17 protein-coding genes are annotated in these 16855 nt (G+C 64.4%); 7 read left to right on the forward strand and 10 right to left on the reverse strand.

All coding sequences use genetic code 11. The features are described from left to right. Positions 1 to 27: 27 nt before the first annotated feature. The 7 genes from NUV79_RS14495 to NUV79_RS14525 form a co-directional block, all read right to left on the reverse strand. A complete protein-coding gene (locus NUV79_RS14495; protein WP_257733795.1) occupies positions 28 to 837 on the reverse strand; it encodes a siderophore-interacting protein in 810 nt (269 codons plus the stop codon). Continuing rightward, on the reverse strand, positions 834 to 2837 hold the full coding sequence (gene fhuB, locus NUV79_RS14500; RefSeq protein ID WP_257733796.1) for a Fe(3+)-hydroxamate ABC transporter permease FhuB: 2004 nt from the start codon (positions 2835 to 2837) through the stop codon (positions 834 to 836). The genes NUV79_RS14495 and fhuB overlap by 4 nt, the downstream gene beginning before the upstream one ends. Further along, positions 2830 to 3750: an ABC transporter substrate-binding protein gene (locus NUV79_RS14505; protein WP_257733797.1), complete on the reverse strand. Its 921-nt coding sequence runs from the start codon at positions 3748 to 3750 to the stop codon at positions 2830 to 2832. Before NUV79_RS14505 ends, fhuB begins: the two co-directional genes overlap by 8 nt. Then, positions 3747 to 6206, reverse strand: a complete 2460-nt coding sequence (locus tag NUV79_RS14510) for a TonB-dependent siderophore receptor (protein WP_257733798.1) — start codon at positions 6204 to 6206, stop codon at positions 3747 to 3749. Before NUV79_RS14510 ends, NUV79_RS14505 begins: the two co-directional genes overlap by 4 nt. Positions 6207 to 6324: 118 nt before the next feature. Next, positions 6325 to 7272 carry a FecR family protein gene (locus NUV79_RS14515; protein ID WP_257733799.1) on the reverse strand — a complete coding sequence of 316 codons (948 nt, stop codon included), beginning with the start codon at positions 7270 to 7272 and terminating at the stop codon, positions 6325 to 6327. A gap of 97 nt (positions 7273 to 7369) precedes the next feature. Continuing rightward, complete coding sequence (locus tag NUV79_RS14520) at positions 7370 to 7873, reverse strand: RNA polymerase sigma factor (protein WP_257733800.1); 504 nt, start codon at positions 7871 to 7873, stop codon at positions 7370 to 7372. A gap of 428 nt (positions 7874 to 8301) precedes the next feature. Next, positions 8302 to 8703, reverse strand: a complete 402-nt coding sequence (locus NUV79_RS14525; protein ID WP_257733817.1) for a LysR substrate-binding domain-containing protein — start codon at positions 8701 to 8703, stop codon at positions 8302 to 8304. On the opposite strand from NUV79_RS14525, the gene NUV79_RS25300 reads away from it, so the two are divergent. Beyond that, complete coding sequence (locus NUV79_RS25300; RefSeq protein WP_374679274.1) at positions 8697 to 9059, forward strand: MgtC/SapB family protein; 363 nt, start codon at positions 8697 to 8699, stop codon at positions 9057 to 9059. The genes NUV79_RS14525 and NUV79_RS25300 overlap by 7 nt on opposite strands. A gap of 426 nt (positions 9060 to 9485) precedes the next feature. Beyond that, entirely contained in the window at positions 9486 to 10595 is a 1110-nt protein-coding gene (locus NUV79_RS14530; protein WP_257733801.1) for an MlaD family protein, read from the forward strand. Positions 10596 to 10671: 76 nt separating this feature from the next. Here the strand turns inward: NUV79_RS14530 and NUV79_RS14535 are convergent, their stop codons facing one another. Next, positions 10672 to 10938 (reverse strand): DUF6894 family protein, encoded by a 267-nt coding sequence (locus NUV79_RS14535; RefSeq protein WP_257733802.1) that lies wholly within the window; start codon positions 10936 to 10938, stop codon positions 10672 to 10674. A 54-nt stretch (positions 10939 to 10992) separates the two neighbouring features. Then, entirely contained in the window at positions 10993 to 11718 is a 726-nt protein-coding gene (locus NUV79_RS14540) for a Crp/Fnr family transcriptional regulator (RefSeq protein WP_257733803.1), read from the reverse strand. A 439-nt stretch (positions 11719 to 12157) separates the two neighbouring features. Between NUV79_RS14540 and NUV79_RS14545 the strand changes: the two genes are divergently transcribed. The 5 genes from NUV79_RS14545 to NUV79_RS14565 all read left to right on the forward strand — a co-directional run bounded on the left by NUV79_RS14545 (position 12158) and on the right by NUV79_RS14565 (position 16392). Continuing rightward, entirely contained in the window at positions 12158 to 12907 is a 750-nt protein-coding gene (locus NUV79_RS14545) for a Crp/Fnr family transcriptional regulator (RefSeq protein WP_257733804.1), read from the forward strand. 33 nt (positions 12908 to 12940) lie between these two features. Continuing rightward, entirely contained in the window at positions 12941 to 13195 is a 255-nt protein-coding gene (locus NUV79_RS14550) for a DUF6894 family protein (protein ID WP_257733805.1), read from the forward strand. Positions 13196 to 13365: 170 nt separating this feature from the next. Further along, positions 13366 to 14862, forward strand: coding sequence for a sensor histidine kinase (locus NUV79_RS14555; RefSeq protein WP_257733806.1), 1497 nt, complete (start codon positions 13366 to 13368; stop codon positions 14860 to 14862). 26 nt (positions 14863 to 14888) lie between these two features. Beyond that, a complete protein-coding gene (locus NUV79_RS14560) occupies positions 14889 to 15302 on the forward strand; it encodes a response regulator (RefSeq protein WP_257733818.1) in 414 nt (137 codons plus the stop codon). Positions 15303 to 15324: 22 nt separating this feature from the next. Next, positions 15325 to 16392 carry a histidine kinase dimerization/phosphoacceptor domain -containing protein gene (locus NUV79_RS14565; protein WP_257733807.1) on the forward strand — a complete coding sequence of 356 codons (1068 nt, stop codon included), beginning with the start codon at positions 15325 to 15327 and terminating at the stop codon, positions 16390 to 16392. Positions 16393 to 16413: 21 nt separating this feature from the next. On the opposite strand, the gene NUV79_RS14570 is transcribed toward NUV79_RS14565, so the two are convergent. Further along, positions 16414 to 16545 (reverse strand): hypothetical protein, encoded by a 132-nt coding sequence (locus NUV79_RS14570; RefSeq protein WP_257733808.1) that lies wholly within the window; start codon positions 16543 to 16545, stop codon positions 16414 to 16416. Between the last annotated feature and the right edge of the window lie 310 nt (positions 16546 to 16855).

A 16855-nucleotide genomic window follows, 5' to 3' on the forward strand; every position in this document is an offset into this window, starting at 1 on the left:
GGATTGATCAACCACAACATGGGCAATCTAGCTGCCGCGCTCGAATGCTCCCTCCGCAAATCCCTGGCGCCAGTAGTTGAGGATCGAGTGCTGATCCCGGGGCAGCCCGAGCTCATTCTTCGCGTGGGCCAGCAGCGATCTCGCGAGGCCGGCCTCGGCCCCGACCCAAAGGAATAGACGTTCGTCGGTGACGTTGAGGGGGCGTAACAATGCCTGCATCACGGCAGCGAAGCCGACCGGCCTCTCGTCGATCAGCCAGGTCAGCGACATCCCGGGCGGGACGCAAAGCGGTTGCTTGTCGGCTGCATCATGCAGGTAGATGATCGCTTGTCCCTTGCTGTCGTCCGGCAGGCTCTCCAGGCTCTGGGCAATGGCCGGCAGCGCCGTATGGTCGCCGATGAAGATATAGCGGTCCACGCCATGGGGTTGTGAGAAGCCGCGTTCGAGGAGTGCGATGCTGTCGCCGGGCTCCGCCAGGATGGCCCAGCGCGAGGCTGGGCCGCGGTCGCCATGCAGCACGAAATCGATGGTAAGTTCCTGCAGAGCCTCGTCGAAATCCCGAACCGTGTAGGTCCGCACGACCGGCCGCTGATCCGTAGCGCCTTCGATCGCTCCGGTGGCGTCGAAGCGCGGCCAGCCCGGATCCTTGAAATTGGCGGGGGGCACGAGCAGCTTCACATAGGGTCCGAGGCCCTGCCGGTAGAACGCAAAGCCCGCCAGCTCCGGGCCGGTAAGGACGATCCGGCGCATGTTCGGTGTAACACGCCAGGCGCGCAGCACCTGCAGCCTCCGGAATGTCCCGCGGCCGGGGTTGTGGGTTATGCCGAAGCTCGTCATGGCCCGCGCCTCTGCATCAACCAGATGAAGTAAGGTCCACCGACGAAGGCAGAGACAAGCCCGGCCGGGATCTCCCAGGGGAAGATCGCGACGCGCCCGATCCAGTCGGAGACGACGAGCAACGCGGCCCCAACAAGCACAGCGCCGAGGAACTGGCTGCTTGGTGCTGTGAAGCCGAAGCGCTTGGCGATATGCGGCGCCATCAGGCCGACGAAGCCGAGCGGCCCGATCAGCAGGGTCGCGGCTGCGGTGGCGACGGCGCAATAGGTGAGGATGAGCGCACGGGCGGGCCTTGCGGACACCCCGATAGCGCCTGCCGTCGCCAATCCCAGCGGCAGGATCGCGAGCCAGCGCAACAGGGCCGGCAGGATCAGCAGCGCGCCGAGTAGCGCTGCCAGCGCCCCGAGTGCCGCCTGCGGCGTGACGCCGGCCGTCGAGCCCGAGAGCCAGCCGAGCAGTCCGCGCAAGGCCGGATGGCCGGTCGAGAGCAGCACCGTCACGACCGCGCTGCACAACGTTGCCAGGCAGATGCCGACCAGAAGACTGCGATCCGGGCCGCCGTGGGCCCGCGATCCGATCAGCAGCAGCACGGCCAGTGTCAGCGCTGCGCCAATACCGGCTCCCGCAAGGCCGGCCCCGGCCGCCTGGGCCGGCAGGAGCATGATCTGCACCATGAAGCCGAGCGCCGCGCCCGATGTCAGGCCGAGCACCTCGGGGCTTGCCATCGGATTGGCGGTGAGCCGCTGCAAGGCTGTCCCCGCGATCGCCAGCAAGCCTCCCGCAGCCAGCGCGCCGAGCGCGCGTGGCCAGCGCCATTGCAGCACCGCTGTGGCGTCGGCGAATGGCAGGGTGATTTCCCAGCCATCTGGACCGCGGCCGATGAACAGCGCGACACCAACCGCGACCGCGAGCAGGATCATGAGGCCGAGCAGCCCGGCGCCGGTTCGCGACGCGCGGGGCAGCCCTGCCTCGCTGACGGCAGGCAGGATGCATTGCCGGCTATGCACGAGGAGGATGAGGAGACAGGGCGCGCCGAGCAGCGCCGTCGCGGTGCCGGTCGGCAGCTCCCGCATGACGAGGCCGAGAAGCTGGACGAGGCTGTCTGCCGACCAGAGCAGGCCGGCACCGATGAGAGGCGCCCAGACGAGGCGCTGGCGGGCTGTGCGTGCGCCGCAGAAGCGGGCGAGGTTCGGCGCAGCCAGTCCGATGAAGCTGACCATGCCGACCGCGCTGACGACGAAGCAGCCGAGTGCGATCGCGATGACGAGGATGCCGGCCCGGACATGTCCGACCTTCAGCCCGCTTGCCGTGGCCGTCTGATCGCCGAGTTCGAGCAGGGCGAGCGGGCGCAATGCCGCGAATGCCAGGATGGCGCAGAGCAGCACGCGCGGCAGCAGGTAATGCACGCTGCTCCATCCGCTCTGGAAGAGCGCGCCGGACTGCCAGATGAAAAGGTTGGTGAGGTTGTCCTGATTGTATAGGACCGCGAGCGCGGCAAGGCTTCCGCAATAGAGGCTGACCACCAGCCCAGCCATGATCAGCGCGGCGGGCGCAATGCCCTGCCGCCGCGCGATGAGGAAGGCCGAGAGACAGCCGAGACCGCCGCCGGCGAGCGCGATCGCCTCCTGCCCCCAGGCGAGCCATTCGGGGAACCAGAGGGTGGCGCTCACCAGCGTCAGGCTGGCACCGGCTGAGACGCCGAGCGTGCTCGGCTCCGCCAGCGGGTTGCGCAACACCGCCTGGAAAATGCTGCCGGAAAGGCCGAGCGCCGCGCCGCAAAGCAGCGCCATCGCCGCGCGCGGCGCGAGGCTGTAGGCGATCAGCAGGTCACCGATCGCGGCTTTCTGCGGTTGCAACAGCGCGGCGAGCCAGTGCGCTGACGGCGCCTGCCGCGACAGCAGGATCGCGGTGTTCGCGCCGGCGAGCACGAGCAGCAAGGCGGCCGGAAGCCAGGGATGCGGACGGAGGGCCGGCCGCGACATGGTCGCGACCTCAGCCATGGACCGGTCCGGGCTGCGGCGGGGCAGGGCGGCTGACGGCTTCTGCGAGCATGCGCGCCAGCCGCAGGGCCGTAGGCAGGCTGCCATAGGGATAGGTCGCAGCGATGCGTGTGACCCGCCCCTCGCGCACGGCCGGCAGGCTGTTCCAGATCCGGTTCTCCGCCAGCCGGCGCAGCGCCGCATCCGTGCGCGGCCCCTGATCGGCATAGATCAGCCGCGCATCGGGAATGCTCGCCAATTGCTCCACGCCCGTCACGTAGAAAGACCAGATATGCGCTTGCCGCCCCCATGCGTTCTTCAGGCCGAGCCGGCGCGCCACGTCCTCGAAGAGCGAGGTCGCCGTGGCGATCGAGACGTTCCGGCCATCCGGGTTGAGGTTGAGATAGGCGATCGGCCGGTCATCCCAGGCACCGCGAGCATCGCGGATTGCCTGCAGATCCGCGTCGAAGCGCGTGGCGATTTCCATCGCAGACCGCGGCGCCCGGAAGCGCTCGGCGAGTTCCGGCAATTGTCGTTTGGCGGTCTCGATCGCGTCGAGCGCCGCGCTGCGATTCTGCAGAACGATAACGGGCGCGATCCGCGGGAAATGCGGTTGCCGGACCGTCCATTGCGGGACGAGGATGAAGTCGGGCCCGAGATGCTGAAGCATCTCGATATTCGGGGCCCAGCCGGCCCCGAGCTCCACCACGGCCGGCGGCAGGGCGGGCTCCACCATCGTGCGGGCATATCCCGCCTTGTCGATGACGCCTGCCGGCGCGATGCCGAGCATGAGCAGCGTCTCGGCGGCGGTCCAGTCGGTACAGGCGACGCGCGCTGGTTCGCCGGCTGCCGCGGGCGTCTGGGCGGCGGGCATGATGCCCGCCGCAGCAAGCGCCAGCACGGCCTGGCGGCGGGTCGGTCCGACCGGCTTCACCACTGGTAGCGCAGAGTCGCCAGCACGGTGCGCCGCTGGCCGACCATGCAGCTATAGGCGTTGAAGCAGACGTTCACGACCTCCTTGTCGAAGAGGTTGTTGGCGTTGACCTGGAAGGTGGCCCCCTTGGCCGGCTGCCAGACCTTGCCGAGGTCGAGCGTCAGCGAGGCATCGACCAGGGTATAGCCCGGCACGCGCCAGAGATTGGCGGCATCGCCATAGGTCGCGCCGACATAGCGCACGCCGCCGGCCACCGAGAGGCCGTTGAACGGCCCTTCCTTGAAGGCGTATTGTGCCCACAGGCTGGCCTGATCCTTCGGCGTCGAGGGCAGCACGCGCCCGAGCTGCGCTGCAACATTGCTCTTCGTGACCTCGGTATCCGTGTAGGAATAGGAGCCGATGACGCTGAGCGAAGCGGTGACGTTGGCGCGCGCTTCGAACTCGAAGCCGCGGGCGCGCACCTCGCCGGTCTGGACGCTGTAACGCGTATCGAGCGGGTCGGTCGTCGAGACATTGGTCTGGCGCAGGTCGAAGACCGCGGCCGTGAACAGGCCGTCGAACCAGGTCGGCTGGTATTTCACTCCCGCCTCGAGCTGCTCGCCTTCCGTCGGCCGGAACGCCTCCGAGCCGCGCGCCGGCGAGGTCGCGCCGGTGACGGGCTCGAACGAGGTGGAATAGCTGACATAGGGGGCAAGCCCGTTGTCGAAGAGATAGCTCAGGCCGACGCGTCCGGTGAAGGCGCTGTCCTCGGCCTGGGTCCTGGAGCGGGTCGGGAAATAGGCATCGCGGCCCACTTTCGACCAGTCCTGGCGTCCGCTCAGCGTCAGCAGCCACTTGTCGAAGCGGATCTGGTCCTGCGCATAGATGCCGGTCTGACGGACGAAGTCCCGGTAGTTCTGGTTGTAGGCGAAGGCGTTGAACGGCCGGCCATAGACCGGCGCGAAGATGTTCAGGCTCGGCGCCGAGGTGACGCCGCCGTTCAGCGCGAGTTCGCTGGAATTGCGATGGTCCAGGCCGACAAGGATTTCGTGCCGCAGCGGCCCCGTCTCGATCTTCGCGATCAGCTGGTTGTCGATCGAAAAATAGCGCAACGTGCGGTCGATCGTGCTGAAGCGGCGCGTGATGGTGCGGTTATCGGCGAGGATGCCGGTCGCATAGGTCGAGGCGTTGAACACCTCTGCATAATTGTAGCCGACATTCTGGCGGAAGCTGAGCTTGTTCGAGAAGTCGTGCGAGAAGGCATAGCCGACCGTGGTGATCTTGCGGTCGAGCTTGTCGAGCCAGGGCTCGCCGATATTGGTGCGTGTGCGCAGGCGCCCGTTCGGGTTGGGGTAGAGTGTGCCGGCCGCCGGGAAATACTGGTCGGCAATGCCCGTCCGGTCGCGCTGGACCGAGGCGAGCACGGTCAGCGAAGTGGCGGCAGTCGGCCTCCAGGTGAAGCTCGGCGCGAAATAGGAGCGGTCGTTGTCGGCGAAATCGACCTGCGTGCCGCTCTGCCGGCCCATGGCCACGACGCGGTAGAGCAGGCTCTTGTCGGCCGTCACCGGGCCGCTGACGTCGAAGCCCGCCTGCAGGCGGCTGAAGCTGCCGGCCTGAACGAAGACCTCGCGCCGCGCTTCCTCCAGCGGCCGCTTGCTCACCATGTTGACGATGCCGCCCGGCGGGTTCTGGCCGTAGAGCACGGAGGAGGGGCCGCGCAGGACCTCGATGCGCTCCAGGCCGAAAGGCTCGCTCTGGGTGCCCTGCGAGCCGATGCCATAAGGCAGAACCAGCCCGTCCTGATAGAATTTCGGCGAGAAGCCGCGGATGCGGACGAGGTCGCGCGTCGTGTTCGTCCCGTAGATGTCGCTATAGGTGCCGGGCGTGTAGCGCAGGGCTTCGCCGATGCTTTGCGTGCCCTGCTGGGTGACCTGTGCGGCAGTGACGACGGAAACCGATTGCGGCGTCTCCAGCAGCGGCGTGTCGGTCTTGGTCGAGGAGGCGCTGCGATGCGCCACCACGCCGTCGACCGGCCCCCAGGCAGTCTCGTTGCGTCCCTGGACCTCGATCGTGTCGAGCTGCAGCGAGCCGGCGCCCGTGGCCGAGCCGGTGATCGCGACCTGCGGCGAGATCGCGACGGTGGTGGCGTTGGTGAAGCGATAGGACAGCCCGGTCCCCTGCAGGATGCGGGCAATCGCCTGCTCGCGCGTCGCCGGCCCCGACAGGCCGGGCGAGGTCTTGCCGGCCGCGACGCTGGCGAGATAGGTGACCTGGATACCGGCCTGGCGGCCGAAGGCGGTCAGGGCGCGGTTCAGCGGCCCGGCGGGGATGTCGAACGACGACTGGACGGCGCTCTGGGCGAAGGCACCGGGATGGGTTGTGACGACACCGGTGGCGAGCGCCGTGATCGTCAACGCCGCGAACAGCGCCGCCCTCCGCCTGACTGCGGCGGCGGAATTTCCAGCCCCGAAACCCATCCCAACAACTCCGTGCTTGTACGTCACGGGGATGGCGGCATCCGATCATGCGGGTCGCGCCGGCCCCATCACTGTTACAATCGGGGCCGCGGGATTTTCACCCTCGCTGCGAATTTTTTCAGAGCGGGGAGATGATCGTGACGAAGGAGGAGACCTGGCGGACGCGCGCGCCTGCCGGATGAACGACCGCTTCGAGCGCGCGGACGGGGTCGCTGAGGTCGAACAGGCCGCTGACACGCTGCGAGCCGATGAAGGGATCGGCCATGACGATGCGCCCCGGTATCCAGCGCCCGATCCGCGCGACGAGCGTCGAGACGGCCTCCTTCTCGGCGATGATCAGCCGGTCGCGCCAGGTGGCGACCTGCCCGGCCTCCAGCCGGCCGCGCTCCAGCCGGTTCGAGGACGCATCGAAGCTCATCCAGTCCCCGGCCTCCAGCCTCAGGTCGGCCGGCAGCGCAAGGCCGGCAGCGGCCGCCTGCACCGTGCCCCGATCGACGGCGACCTGAGCGAGGCCGGCCTCGTAGGAGACGTCATAAGCGGTGCCCAGCGCCGTCGCCTCGAGATCGCCTGCCGTCACCATGAAGGGCCGCGACGTTTCACGCGCCACCTCGAAGAAGCACATGCCCGTCAGCACCTCGACCTTGCGGCGGGCTTCACCATAATCGACGGCGATCGCGCTGTCGGGGCCGAGCGTCGCCTTCGTGCCGTCGCCGAGCGTGAGCTGCCGCGTCTCGCCCTTGCCGGTGGCATGGTCGGCGCGGTTCCGCAGCAGGATCTCCGGCAGCAGCGCATAGCTGGCGCCGAGAGCGCCGAGGCCGAGCACGCCGCCGAGCAGGAGGGCCCGGCGGCTCGGCCCGGCTCCTTCGCCATGCTCGGCGAGCACCTTGCCGGCAGCGCCATGCAGCCTTGCGACGCGCGCCCAGGCGCGCTCATGCGCCGGGCTGCGCGCCCGCCACGAGCGCATCATCTCGCTCGCCACCGGATTGGCGGGGTCGTTCTGCAGGCGGATCACGAGGTCGATCGCCTCGTCGGTCAGCCTGTCCTGGTCCTGTTCCGTTTCGCGCATCCGTCATCCTTCGGCAGGCGGCAGCCGAAGGTCGGCGACACCTGCTTATCGTCTATAACAAACGAGCAGCGGAAAAATTCGCCTGGCGCGCGTAAGTTCAGAAATCGTCGACCCGCGCGAGCAGATGGCGATAGGCCTCGTGGATCAGCCCCCAGGCCCGGGCATTCGACAGGCCGAGTTCCCGGGCGACCTCCGCGATCGTGCAATCGCCGATCCGGTGCATCTCGAAGGCCAGGCGGGTGCGCTCGGGCAGTTCCGCGAGCGCCTGCTGGGTCTGCGCGAGGCACTGGCGGGAATAGACGATTCGCTCGGGCGACGGCGCAGGGTCGGCGATCTGCGCGGCATCCTCGGCCGGCAGGTCTGTGAAGGATACGATCGCGTCGCGCCGATGATGGTTGATGCTGAGATTGCGCGAGACCTGATAGAGATAAGCTCGGGGATTGTGGTTGAGCCCAGCTTCGGGCGGAGGCGCGGCAAGCACCCGGACGAAAGTGTCCTGGGTCAAATCCTCGGCGGTCTGGGGACTGTGACCGCGTCTGCGCAGGAAGCGGTTGATGTCGCGGGCGTAGCGGACGAACAGGTGCTGCAGGTCCCAGCTCATCGCGCCCCCACCACGCCAGCGGCGCGCAAAATCGGGCGGCCGGACAGCTTCTCCCGATGCGCTCGGTCCCAATCCAGGGAGTCTTCAAGGGATGGACTGGCGTGAGGCATGGGCCAGGGCGACCAAGTGGCTGTGGACGGCTTCAGATCACGCAGGCAATCTTCGGCATCATGGTCACCGTGAATAGATGACCGGATATTTCCTTGCAATGACAATGATTTAGAACGATTTCAGACTAGGGTTTTGACATCGGGTGTTTCGAAAGGTGTTCATGACCTCCACGTGACGGCAGGCGCCCCCGGTGCCGAGGCAGGGTATGACAGCCCCCGCGGCAAGCAAAGCTCAACCCCGCTCAGCTGGACTGAAACGGTTCGAGTTTCGGCAAGATCCAGTGTTGCCTGGGCCTTGATGTCTAACTCTGGCGCTTCTCAGCTGTTGTCGACTTGGAGCGCAAATCGATTCCTCACCTCCGCCAACACAGTCAGGAAGTCGCGAACGAGCTGAGGCCGCGGGCGCCCTGGCGGAAAGGCGAGATGCTTGCGGAAATGCAGGGCTGGCTCGAAGCGCAATACTTTGAAGCCTGAGCGGTCGAGCGCCGGGATTGCAGCGGGATTGACCAGGCCGATCCCTGCCGCTGCCGAGGCCAAAGCACATACGGTTGCAGAATACTCGACGTCCACGACGACGCGGGGCCTCACCCCACCGACGGCGAAGGCGGCATGGAGATCGCGGGACAGGCGCTCGTCGAAATCAAGCCGCAGGAACGGCTGGTCGTGCAGATCCTCCGGTCGGATCACAGCCCGCGCCGCGAGAGGGTGATCGCGTGGGATGGGAGCGGACTAACAAGCAGCGAGCAGCGGGGGGGCGCACGTTCGGTCTGGTGGGGCTCGGCACGGCCGCAGCAGCTACAATATTTTGCGGAGCCGACGAGGGCGATGCGGCAAGCCGCGTGGTACAGGGCTTGTTGACCGGCATCGGCTTTCTGGGCGCGGGAGTCATCGTCCTGAAACGAGGAGAAACAACCCCACAGGGTTTGACGACGGCTGCCGCGATCTGGGTGACTGCGGCTCTCGGTTGCGCCGCTGGCCTGGGAGACTTCGCAATCGTGCTGACTGCGACTTTGCTCACCATCGTTCTGCTGATCGTCAACCACTCCGTCGAGAGATTAGCAGGACGCGATAGCTAACGGGCTACAGGCACAGCGAACGGAACACTCATCAGCCGTTCCTGTTTCACTCCTATTCGGAGGACATGCTCATGGCAAAGCAACCTGAAGCCTTGGCTACTTTCGCAGCAAGCGCCCGCAACGACGGAAAGAAGCCTCGCGAGATCGGCCTTCACGCAACGCACGAAACCAAACCGCTTCACACCGACACCAAACAGAAAGCGGATGCGGCGACAAGGGCCCTGCGAGAGGGTGTGCTCCACAAAAACTAAGGAGCAGACGAAGCTATTGACGCCCTGCCAGATCGAACTCGAGATACCAAGCAGCAACCCTGAAGCCAGTACGAACATCGCTCTGTGTCAGGGTTTGCGCTGATCTCCGGTTGTAGATGACGCTCGCCTCAGGGTCGGATAGAAACAAGGTATGCTATCCCGGCAAGCCCATGCATTGATCGGACTGACCACGCTGGTTGTCGTAGCTGCGCTTTTCGGGCTCGCTTACTGGTTCAGCAGAGGACAGACCGATACAATCGACGTACGGCTGACCTTCAACGGCAAGGTCTCGGGCTTGGGGCGAGGCTCCAGCGTCCTCTTCAACGGCCTGAGGGTGGGAGAGGTCACTGACATCGAGATCGAGCCCAGTGATCCGCGGCAGATCTATGCCATCCTGAAGATCACCCGATCCGCGCCATTGCGGGCCGATACCACTGCCCGCCTGGAGGGCCAGGGCTTGGCCGGCATCGTCGCGGTGCAGCTTCGTGGTGGCAGCCCTGACGCCGCGCGGCTGACCGCGGCTCCAGGAAAGATGCAGCCGACAATCGTGGTCGAAGACTCCGCGAGCATTTTCGAGAAGGTCGGATCGACTGCAAAGAGCATCAACGAGTCCCTTGTCGCGATCGAGGGAGCAATCCAGGCCAACGCTGGGCCGATAACCGAGAAGATCAAGGAGGTGGAGCGCTTCTCGGCTTCGTTGAACGATAGCTCGTCCTCCGTTGAGAAACTGATGAAGGGCGTTGCGACTGTTGCAGAGTTAGTCACCCCGCTGCCGCAGAAACTGAAAGCCTTCGGCGACGAGTACCTGGATACCCTGCGCACGGTCGACAAGAACTGGATCGTCTCGATAATCGCCGATTTCGATCAGCTGACCAACACTCTAGCCGATGTAGCGCCCGACGTAAGAAGCGCCATCAAGACAGCCGCTTCGGTGAGCGAGAAGCTCAACAGAGCCAGTGACGACATCGATGGCGTCTTGAAGGGAGCCGAAGCTTTCCTGAATGCCGCCGTTGATACCAATGGGCGGAGCGCGTTTACAGAGGTTGCTGAAACCGCGAGATCCTTGAGTGCACTTGCAAGCAGTCTCGATCGCAGCTCAGCCGCGGCCACTGTTGAGGTTATCCGGCTGACAGGAGCTGGGTTGAAAAGCGTCGAAAGCTTTACATCGAATGGGCAGGGTAGTCTCTCTGGGTTTATCCGGACCCTTGAAAGCGTGAACCGCGATCCTCAGAGTCTGCTCTTCGGCAGCAAGAACCGCATCCCCGAATATCGCGGTTCGCGCTAGCTGGCGATATTCCAGTTCATCCGTGTGGATGGGCGGATTGCGCCGCGCGAGAGGGCTCTGTTCGCTGCGCCGTCCCCTATGCGCATGCACTCGTCCCCAAGCCTGAAGCTTCCGCGTCAGTCCCGTCGAGGCGCAGGCGCGCGGCATAGATGGGAACACCGGCTTCGTCCCGAACCACGACGCGAAGGTCAATATGATCTGAGGTCGATAGCTTCTCGCCGATCATGACCGCCAGGATCGTCTTTGCAGCCTGCTTTGCTGCTTCGGGGTCAGGAAAATCTACCCCCTCGTCATCCGTATCAGGAGCAAAACCGTCGTCGGTATCAAAGTAAAACCGTGCCATCTCAGCAGAATGCCGCTCGCCCGCTCAAGTTCCTTGGAGAGCCTGAAATCTACATCACTCGTCGTATTGCTTCAAATGCAGATAGTTCGGATCGAAATCAGCGCGCTGGCACAGACCTTCCCAATCCAGAATACGGATCAGATTCGCGCGGACTTCTACCAGCCGTTCCCGTTTGAGCTCTCGCAATTTCTTGTTGGTGTGAACGGTCGATAACCCCAGCACATCGCCCATTTCAGGCTGGTTTAACGGCAAGCCGCATGTCACCCCATCCGACAGCCCGATAGCCTTCATTCGCGTCACGTATTCACAGAGGAAATGTGCGATACGGGCTGGAGCGCTCCTCTTCCCGAGACTAACTGTCCAGCCTCTGAGAATGGATGCCTCGACCAAGACTTCCAGCCAGAATGCTTTTGAAATCGCATAGGATTGCTGGAGCGTATGCTTGATAGCAACATGAGGGATGAAGCCTACCAGTGCTGGCGATAGCGTCCCGACTGTGTGGTCCATCATATCGATATGGATCGACTGAAGATCAGGGATATCGCCTGGCATATGCAGCGAGAGAATTTGCCTTCCGCCGTCTCGAACGACCTTGTAGCGGCACAGCAAGCCTTCGAGAACGATGCAACACTGATTGTTATGGCGGCCTTCAAGAATGATGTCTCGACGCGCTTCGTAGCGCCTTATCGAGATAGGCAGGCTAAGGAGAATTTTGGTGTCATCTGCGGAAAGCCTTGATCGCGTTTCCAACTTCCTGACCAACGCATCGAGTTGCGACAAGGGCCGCATCAATGCACATCCAATGTCATCGTGTCGGCGTTCGACAGCGGCACAGAAGGACAGAGGTTCAGCAAAGCGATCGAAGGCGTAGTCATTACGCCTTCGTAGTCGGCTCAACCTCGGCAAGAGATGTCATTTGACAGAGCGAACTGGCAAGTTCGCCGAATTTTAGTGCCAGAGGAGTTCACGCTGCGCCCTTGGCCCCTGAGCCCCCAATGTCAGGGAAATGGCACGGAGCGCACCGAGGACTTTTGCGCGAACAGTCTCCCGGCTGAACAACGAACGGTGTCGGGCCTGCCTCGACCATGGTCCTTATGGGTCGCGGTGTGGGGATGGCACCGAAGGGCATAGGGTTGCGTTACACGAGGCACGCATTTGAAATGCGCATGGAACTGAGTGGTGCGTCCTAGGGTGGCGCCACATGAATGGCGGGGAGCGAATGGATAAGCAGCTTTATCTTGAGCGCCTCGTTCTCAAGCTCGAAACCCATGTCCCTTTGCCCTCGACTGAGCGGGAGAAGTTGCTTGACCTGCCGCTCACCCTGAAGCGCTTCGAAGCCGGCCAGGACATCGTTCGCGAGGGCGAACTCACCAAACAATGCTGTCTGGTGGCCGAAGGGCTGGTGTGCCGCTACAAGATCGTCGGCGACGGCGCGCGGCAAATCCTGTCGCTTCATCTTCCCGGCGACATTCCAGATATCCACTCGCTGCTCATCGAGCGCATGGATCATTGCTTGGGAGCGCTGACGCCCGCCGTCGTCGGCCTGATCGCACACGATGCCGTCCGAGCGCTCACGCGAGCGTCCTATCGCATATCTGAGGCATTCTGGCGCGAAACGCTCATCGAAGCCTCGATATACCGCGAATGGATGGTGGGTATCGGGCGTCGTTCGGCACCGAGCCGCATCGCTCATCTGTTTTGCGAGTTCATCACCAAAATGACCGCGATCGGTTTGTCGGACGGCGTGACCTGCAATCTGCCTTTGACGCAGCCGGAGATTGCCGATGCCCTTGGCCTATCCACGGTCCACATGAACAAGAAGCTGAGAGAAATCCGCGAGGCCAAGCTCATTCGGCTGCGTGCCAACCGACTCACGGTTCTGGATTGGAAAGGGCTCTGCAAGCTGGCGGATTTTGATCCCGACTATCTGCATCTCCAGCCCGGCGTCGCGAAAATCGAAGGCGCTTGAGGAACAGCTCGACGCTGGCTGCATTAGGCAGACATGCCCAGCTACTTCTTCCATACCCGCGACGGAGAGAAGCTCGAAATCGACGAGGAGGGCACGGATTTGCCCGACGACCAAAGCGCTCGAAATGCCGCCAAGGAATTGCTGACTGCATTGAATCGCGAAAAGCTGCCCAATGGCGACCACATGTCGCTTTCGGTCACTGTGAAAAACGCTGAAGGCGCAGAGATTTACATCGCCAGCTTGCGCCTGGACGGCCTGCCGCCATCGACACGAGCCGGGAAAAGTTGAAGGTCAGCCGCTACATGCGGCTTCCAAAAAGCCGATGCGAGCTCGGGACATTCCGCGGATCAGGTTTTCGCGCGCGCCGCACATGGATGCATTCGTTGCAATGTCATTTGCTGTTGCTCTGGAAGCTTTGATCGGCGCAAAGAGAGAACCCTCACCGCCAGGTTCTCCGCATGCCTATCTCTCAGGCGTTCTTTCAACGCTCGAACGCCCTACTTCTGGCCATCGGTATCGCCGTATTGGTCATCATCGTCGCCACATCTCTCTGGCTGACAACCGCGAGCGAGCGCTATTTCGGCGAAGTGACAGCAGCCCGCGCCGTGCGAAGCGCAACCGCTGACTTGCTGTCTCTCGTACAGGACGCCGAGACGGGCCAGCGCGGCTACCTGCTGACACGGGACGAAAGCTATCTTGCTCCCTACAGCGCGGCGGCCTCCCGGGTTCCAGACCAACGCCTTCGGCTCGAACATGCCGCAGCGAGGCTGCCCGAGGTCACGCCAATCCTGCAGCGGGTCAATAGCGAACTCGAGCAGAAGATGGGTGAGCTCGCGGCGACCGTCGAAGCAACGCGCAGGGGCGATATCGAGACCGCGCTGAACCTTGTCCGTAGCGGGACTGGTAAGCGCCTCATGGACGAATTGCGCACCGATCTGAGCGCTATTCTCGCGGTCTCGGAGAAAGAACTGCGGGAGGCGATCGACGCCCAGGTCACGGCCTCGACGAGGTTGCGCTGGACCACGATCATCGGCGCGATCCTGATCCTCGCCATGGCCGGCGCGGCGAGCTGGACGATCATCAGCTATACGCGCGAACTGGTCGCGGCGCGGCGCGAGGTCGAAACGCTCAATGTCGGGCTTGAAGAACGCGTGCGTGAGCGCACGGATGCGCTCGTCAAGGCGAATGAGGAGGTCCAGCGTTTCGCCTATATCGTGACGCATGATCTGCGTGCGCCGTTGGTGAACATCATGGGATTCACCAGCGAGTTGGAAGCGATGTTCAAGCCGATCGAGGCCTATGTCGGCGCCGGCGCGGCTGCTACACCGGAGCAGAAGGCGGCGGCCGAAGAGGCGCTGCGCGTCGATGTCGCCGAAGCAATCGGCTTCATCCGCTCGTCGACGCGCAAGATGGATGGGCTCATCAACGCCATCCTCAAGATTTCCCGCGAGGGCCGACGCGAATTGCGTGCCGAGAGCGTCGATCTGACCGCGCTGATCGAGACGGCTGCAGCGGCCGTCCACCATCAGGCCAGCGCGGAGGAAGGCGGTGGGATCGAGATCGACGCGCAGGTTCCTCGCATCACGAGCGATCGCCTCTCGCTCGATCAGGTCATGGGCAACCTCCTCGACAATGCGATCAAGTACCGCGCGACCGCGCGTCCGATCCGGATCGCTGTCCGCACACGCCGGGAGCGCCGTGGCTGGGTGAAGATTGAGATCGAGGACAATGGCCGCGGCATCGCGGCGACGGATCACGAGCGCATTTTCGAATTGTTCCGGCGCTCCGGCACGCAGAACACGGCGGGCGAAGGCATCGGCCTCGCCCATGTCCGCACGATGGTGCGCAATCTCGGCGGCGACATCGCCGTGCGCTCAGAACTTGGAAAGGGCACGACCTTTACCGTGACCTTGCCCCCCGACCTCACGGCCTACAGACGGAGTGCCGAAGCGTGACCAATGGAAAGCCCGTCTCGATCATTATGATCGAGGACGATGAGGGCCATGCCCGCCTCATCGAGAAGAATATCCGTCGTGCCGGGGTCAGCAACGAGATCATCCCCTTCACCAACGGCACGGATGCGCTGAACTACCTGTTCGGCACTGACGGTTCCGGCGCCGTCAGTGCCGGCCGGCAGCTGCTCATCCTGCTTGACCTCAATCTGCCGGACATGGGCGGCGTCGCGATCCTCGAGAAGGTGAAGGCGAACGCGCACACCAAACGCTCGCCGGTAGTCGTTTTGACCACGACCGACGACAGCCGCGAGATCCAGCGCTGCTACGATCTCGGCGCGAACGTCTACATTACCAAGCCCGTGGACTATGACGGCTTCGCCAACGCGATCCGCCAGCTCGGGCTGTTCTTCTCCGTTATCCAGGTTCCGGAAACGCCATGACCGGCTTGCGCGGCCGCCGCTGATGCCGAACCGGCCCATCAACGTCCTCTATATCGACGACGACGCCACGCTCGGGCGCCTGGTTCAGCGCATGCTCGCGCGCCACAACTATGTCGTGGAGCATGTCGAGACCGCCGAGGCCGGCCTCGCGCGCGCGGCAGCCGGCGGGATGGACGTCATCATCCTCGACCACGATCTCGGGACGGCGTCTGGACTCGATGTCCTCGCCGCGCTGTCTTCGGACGCGGCTTCTCCCGCGGTCATCTACGTGACCGCTTCCTCGGAGCTGTCGATCGCCGTGACGGCGCTGAAGGCCGGCGCCATGGACTATGTCGTCAAGACGGTCGGCGAGGATTTCGAGGTGCTGCTGCGGGCCGCGCTGGAACATGCCGTCGTCAAGACGCGCCTGACCCGTGCCCGCGAACAGGCCGAACAGGAAGTCAGGGCGGCGCGCGACCGGGCCGTGACGCTGCTGGCCGAGGTCAATCACCGCGTCGCCAACAGCCTGTCGCTGGTCGGTTCGCTCGTGCGGATGCAGGCCAATTCGGTCGAGGACCCCGGCGCCAAGGCGGCGCTCGCCGAGACGCAGGCGCGCATCACGGCGATCGGCAACCTGCATCGCAGCCTCTACACCTCGGACGATGTCCGCTCCGTGGAGCTTGCGGGCTATCTCCGCTCCCTGCTGGAAGAGTTCGCGCAGTCGCTAGCCGGCTCCGGCCAAATGCCGACGCTCCGCTTCGAGGCCGTGCCGATCCTAGCCAAAACCGACAAGGCGATCTCGATCGGGCTGATCGCGACGGAACTGGTCACCAACGCGCTGAAATACGCCTATCCGAACGGCCTGGGCGAAGTCCGTGTCAGCCTCTCCCGCGAGGGCGATGCCGTCACGCTCGCGGTCGCCGATGACGGGATCGGTTGGAGCGGAACCGGCACGATCAGGGGCACCGGCCTCGGCAGCAAGATCGTACGCGCGATGGCGAAGAGCCTCGCGACCGAGTTGCGTTACGCAGATACGGGCGGACGCGGTACGCAGGCCATCATGAAGCTGTCCCTCGCCGGCCTGGCACCGCCAGCGTCAGAAGCGGCCTGAACCGCGCCGGACGCTCAAGAGCTACGCGACACTCGGAAGCCTGCGCAACGCTGCCTCCAGCGAAGCGAGATTGTAGGGCTTGCGGAGCGTAGCCGCCTCGGCGACGCCGAGGATCGCAAGATCGTCATAGCCCGTCGCGAAGAGGAAGGGCACGCCGAGTTCGCGCAGGCGATTCCCGATCGGCTCCGAGGTTTCGGAGCCGAGATTGACGTCGAGGATCGCAAGATCCGGGGTCGTCCGGCCCAGGAACGACAGTGCCTCGGAGACATTCGCGCAGACCTCGACCTGGCTTGCCTGTCAAACGGCCCGCAAAGTTGCCCCCCGATCGGCGTCCAATGTTGACCCCTTGAGTATGCTTCGCGGCGAGGAGGCGGCGCGGCGGAGCTGGTCTGGATTGCGCAGCCGCGCCGGCTCCGGATCGGTGGTGTGCGGGGAACTCAGAGCCTGTTCTTGAAGCGCCAGC

Origin of the sequence: Allobosea sp. 47.2.35 (assembly GCF_024655635.1) — a bacterium.
Lineage (GTDB): Bacteria > Pseudomonadota > Alphaproteobacteria > Rhizobiales > Beijerinckiaceae > Allobosea.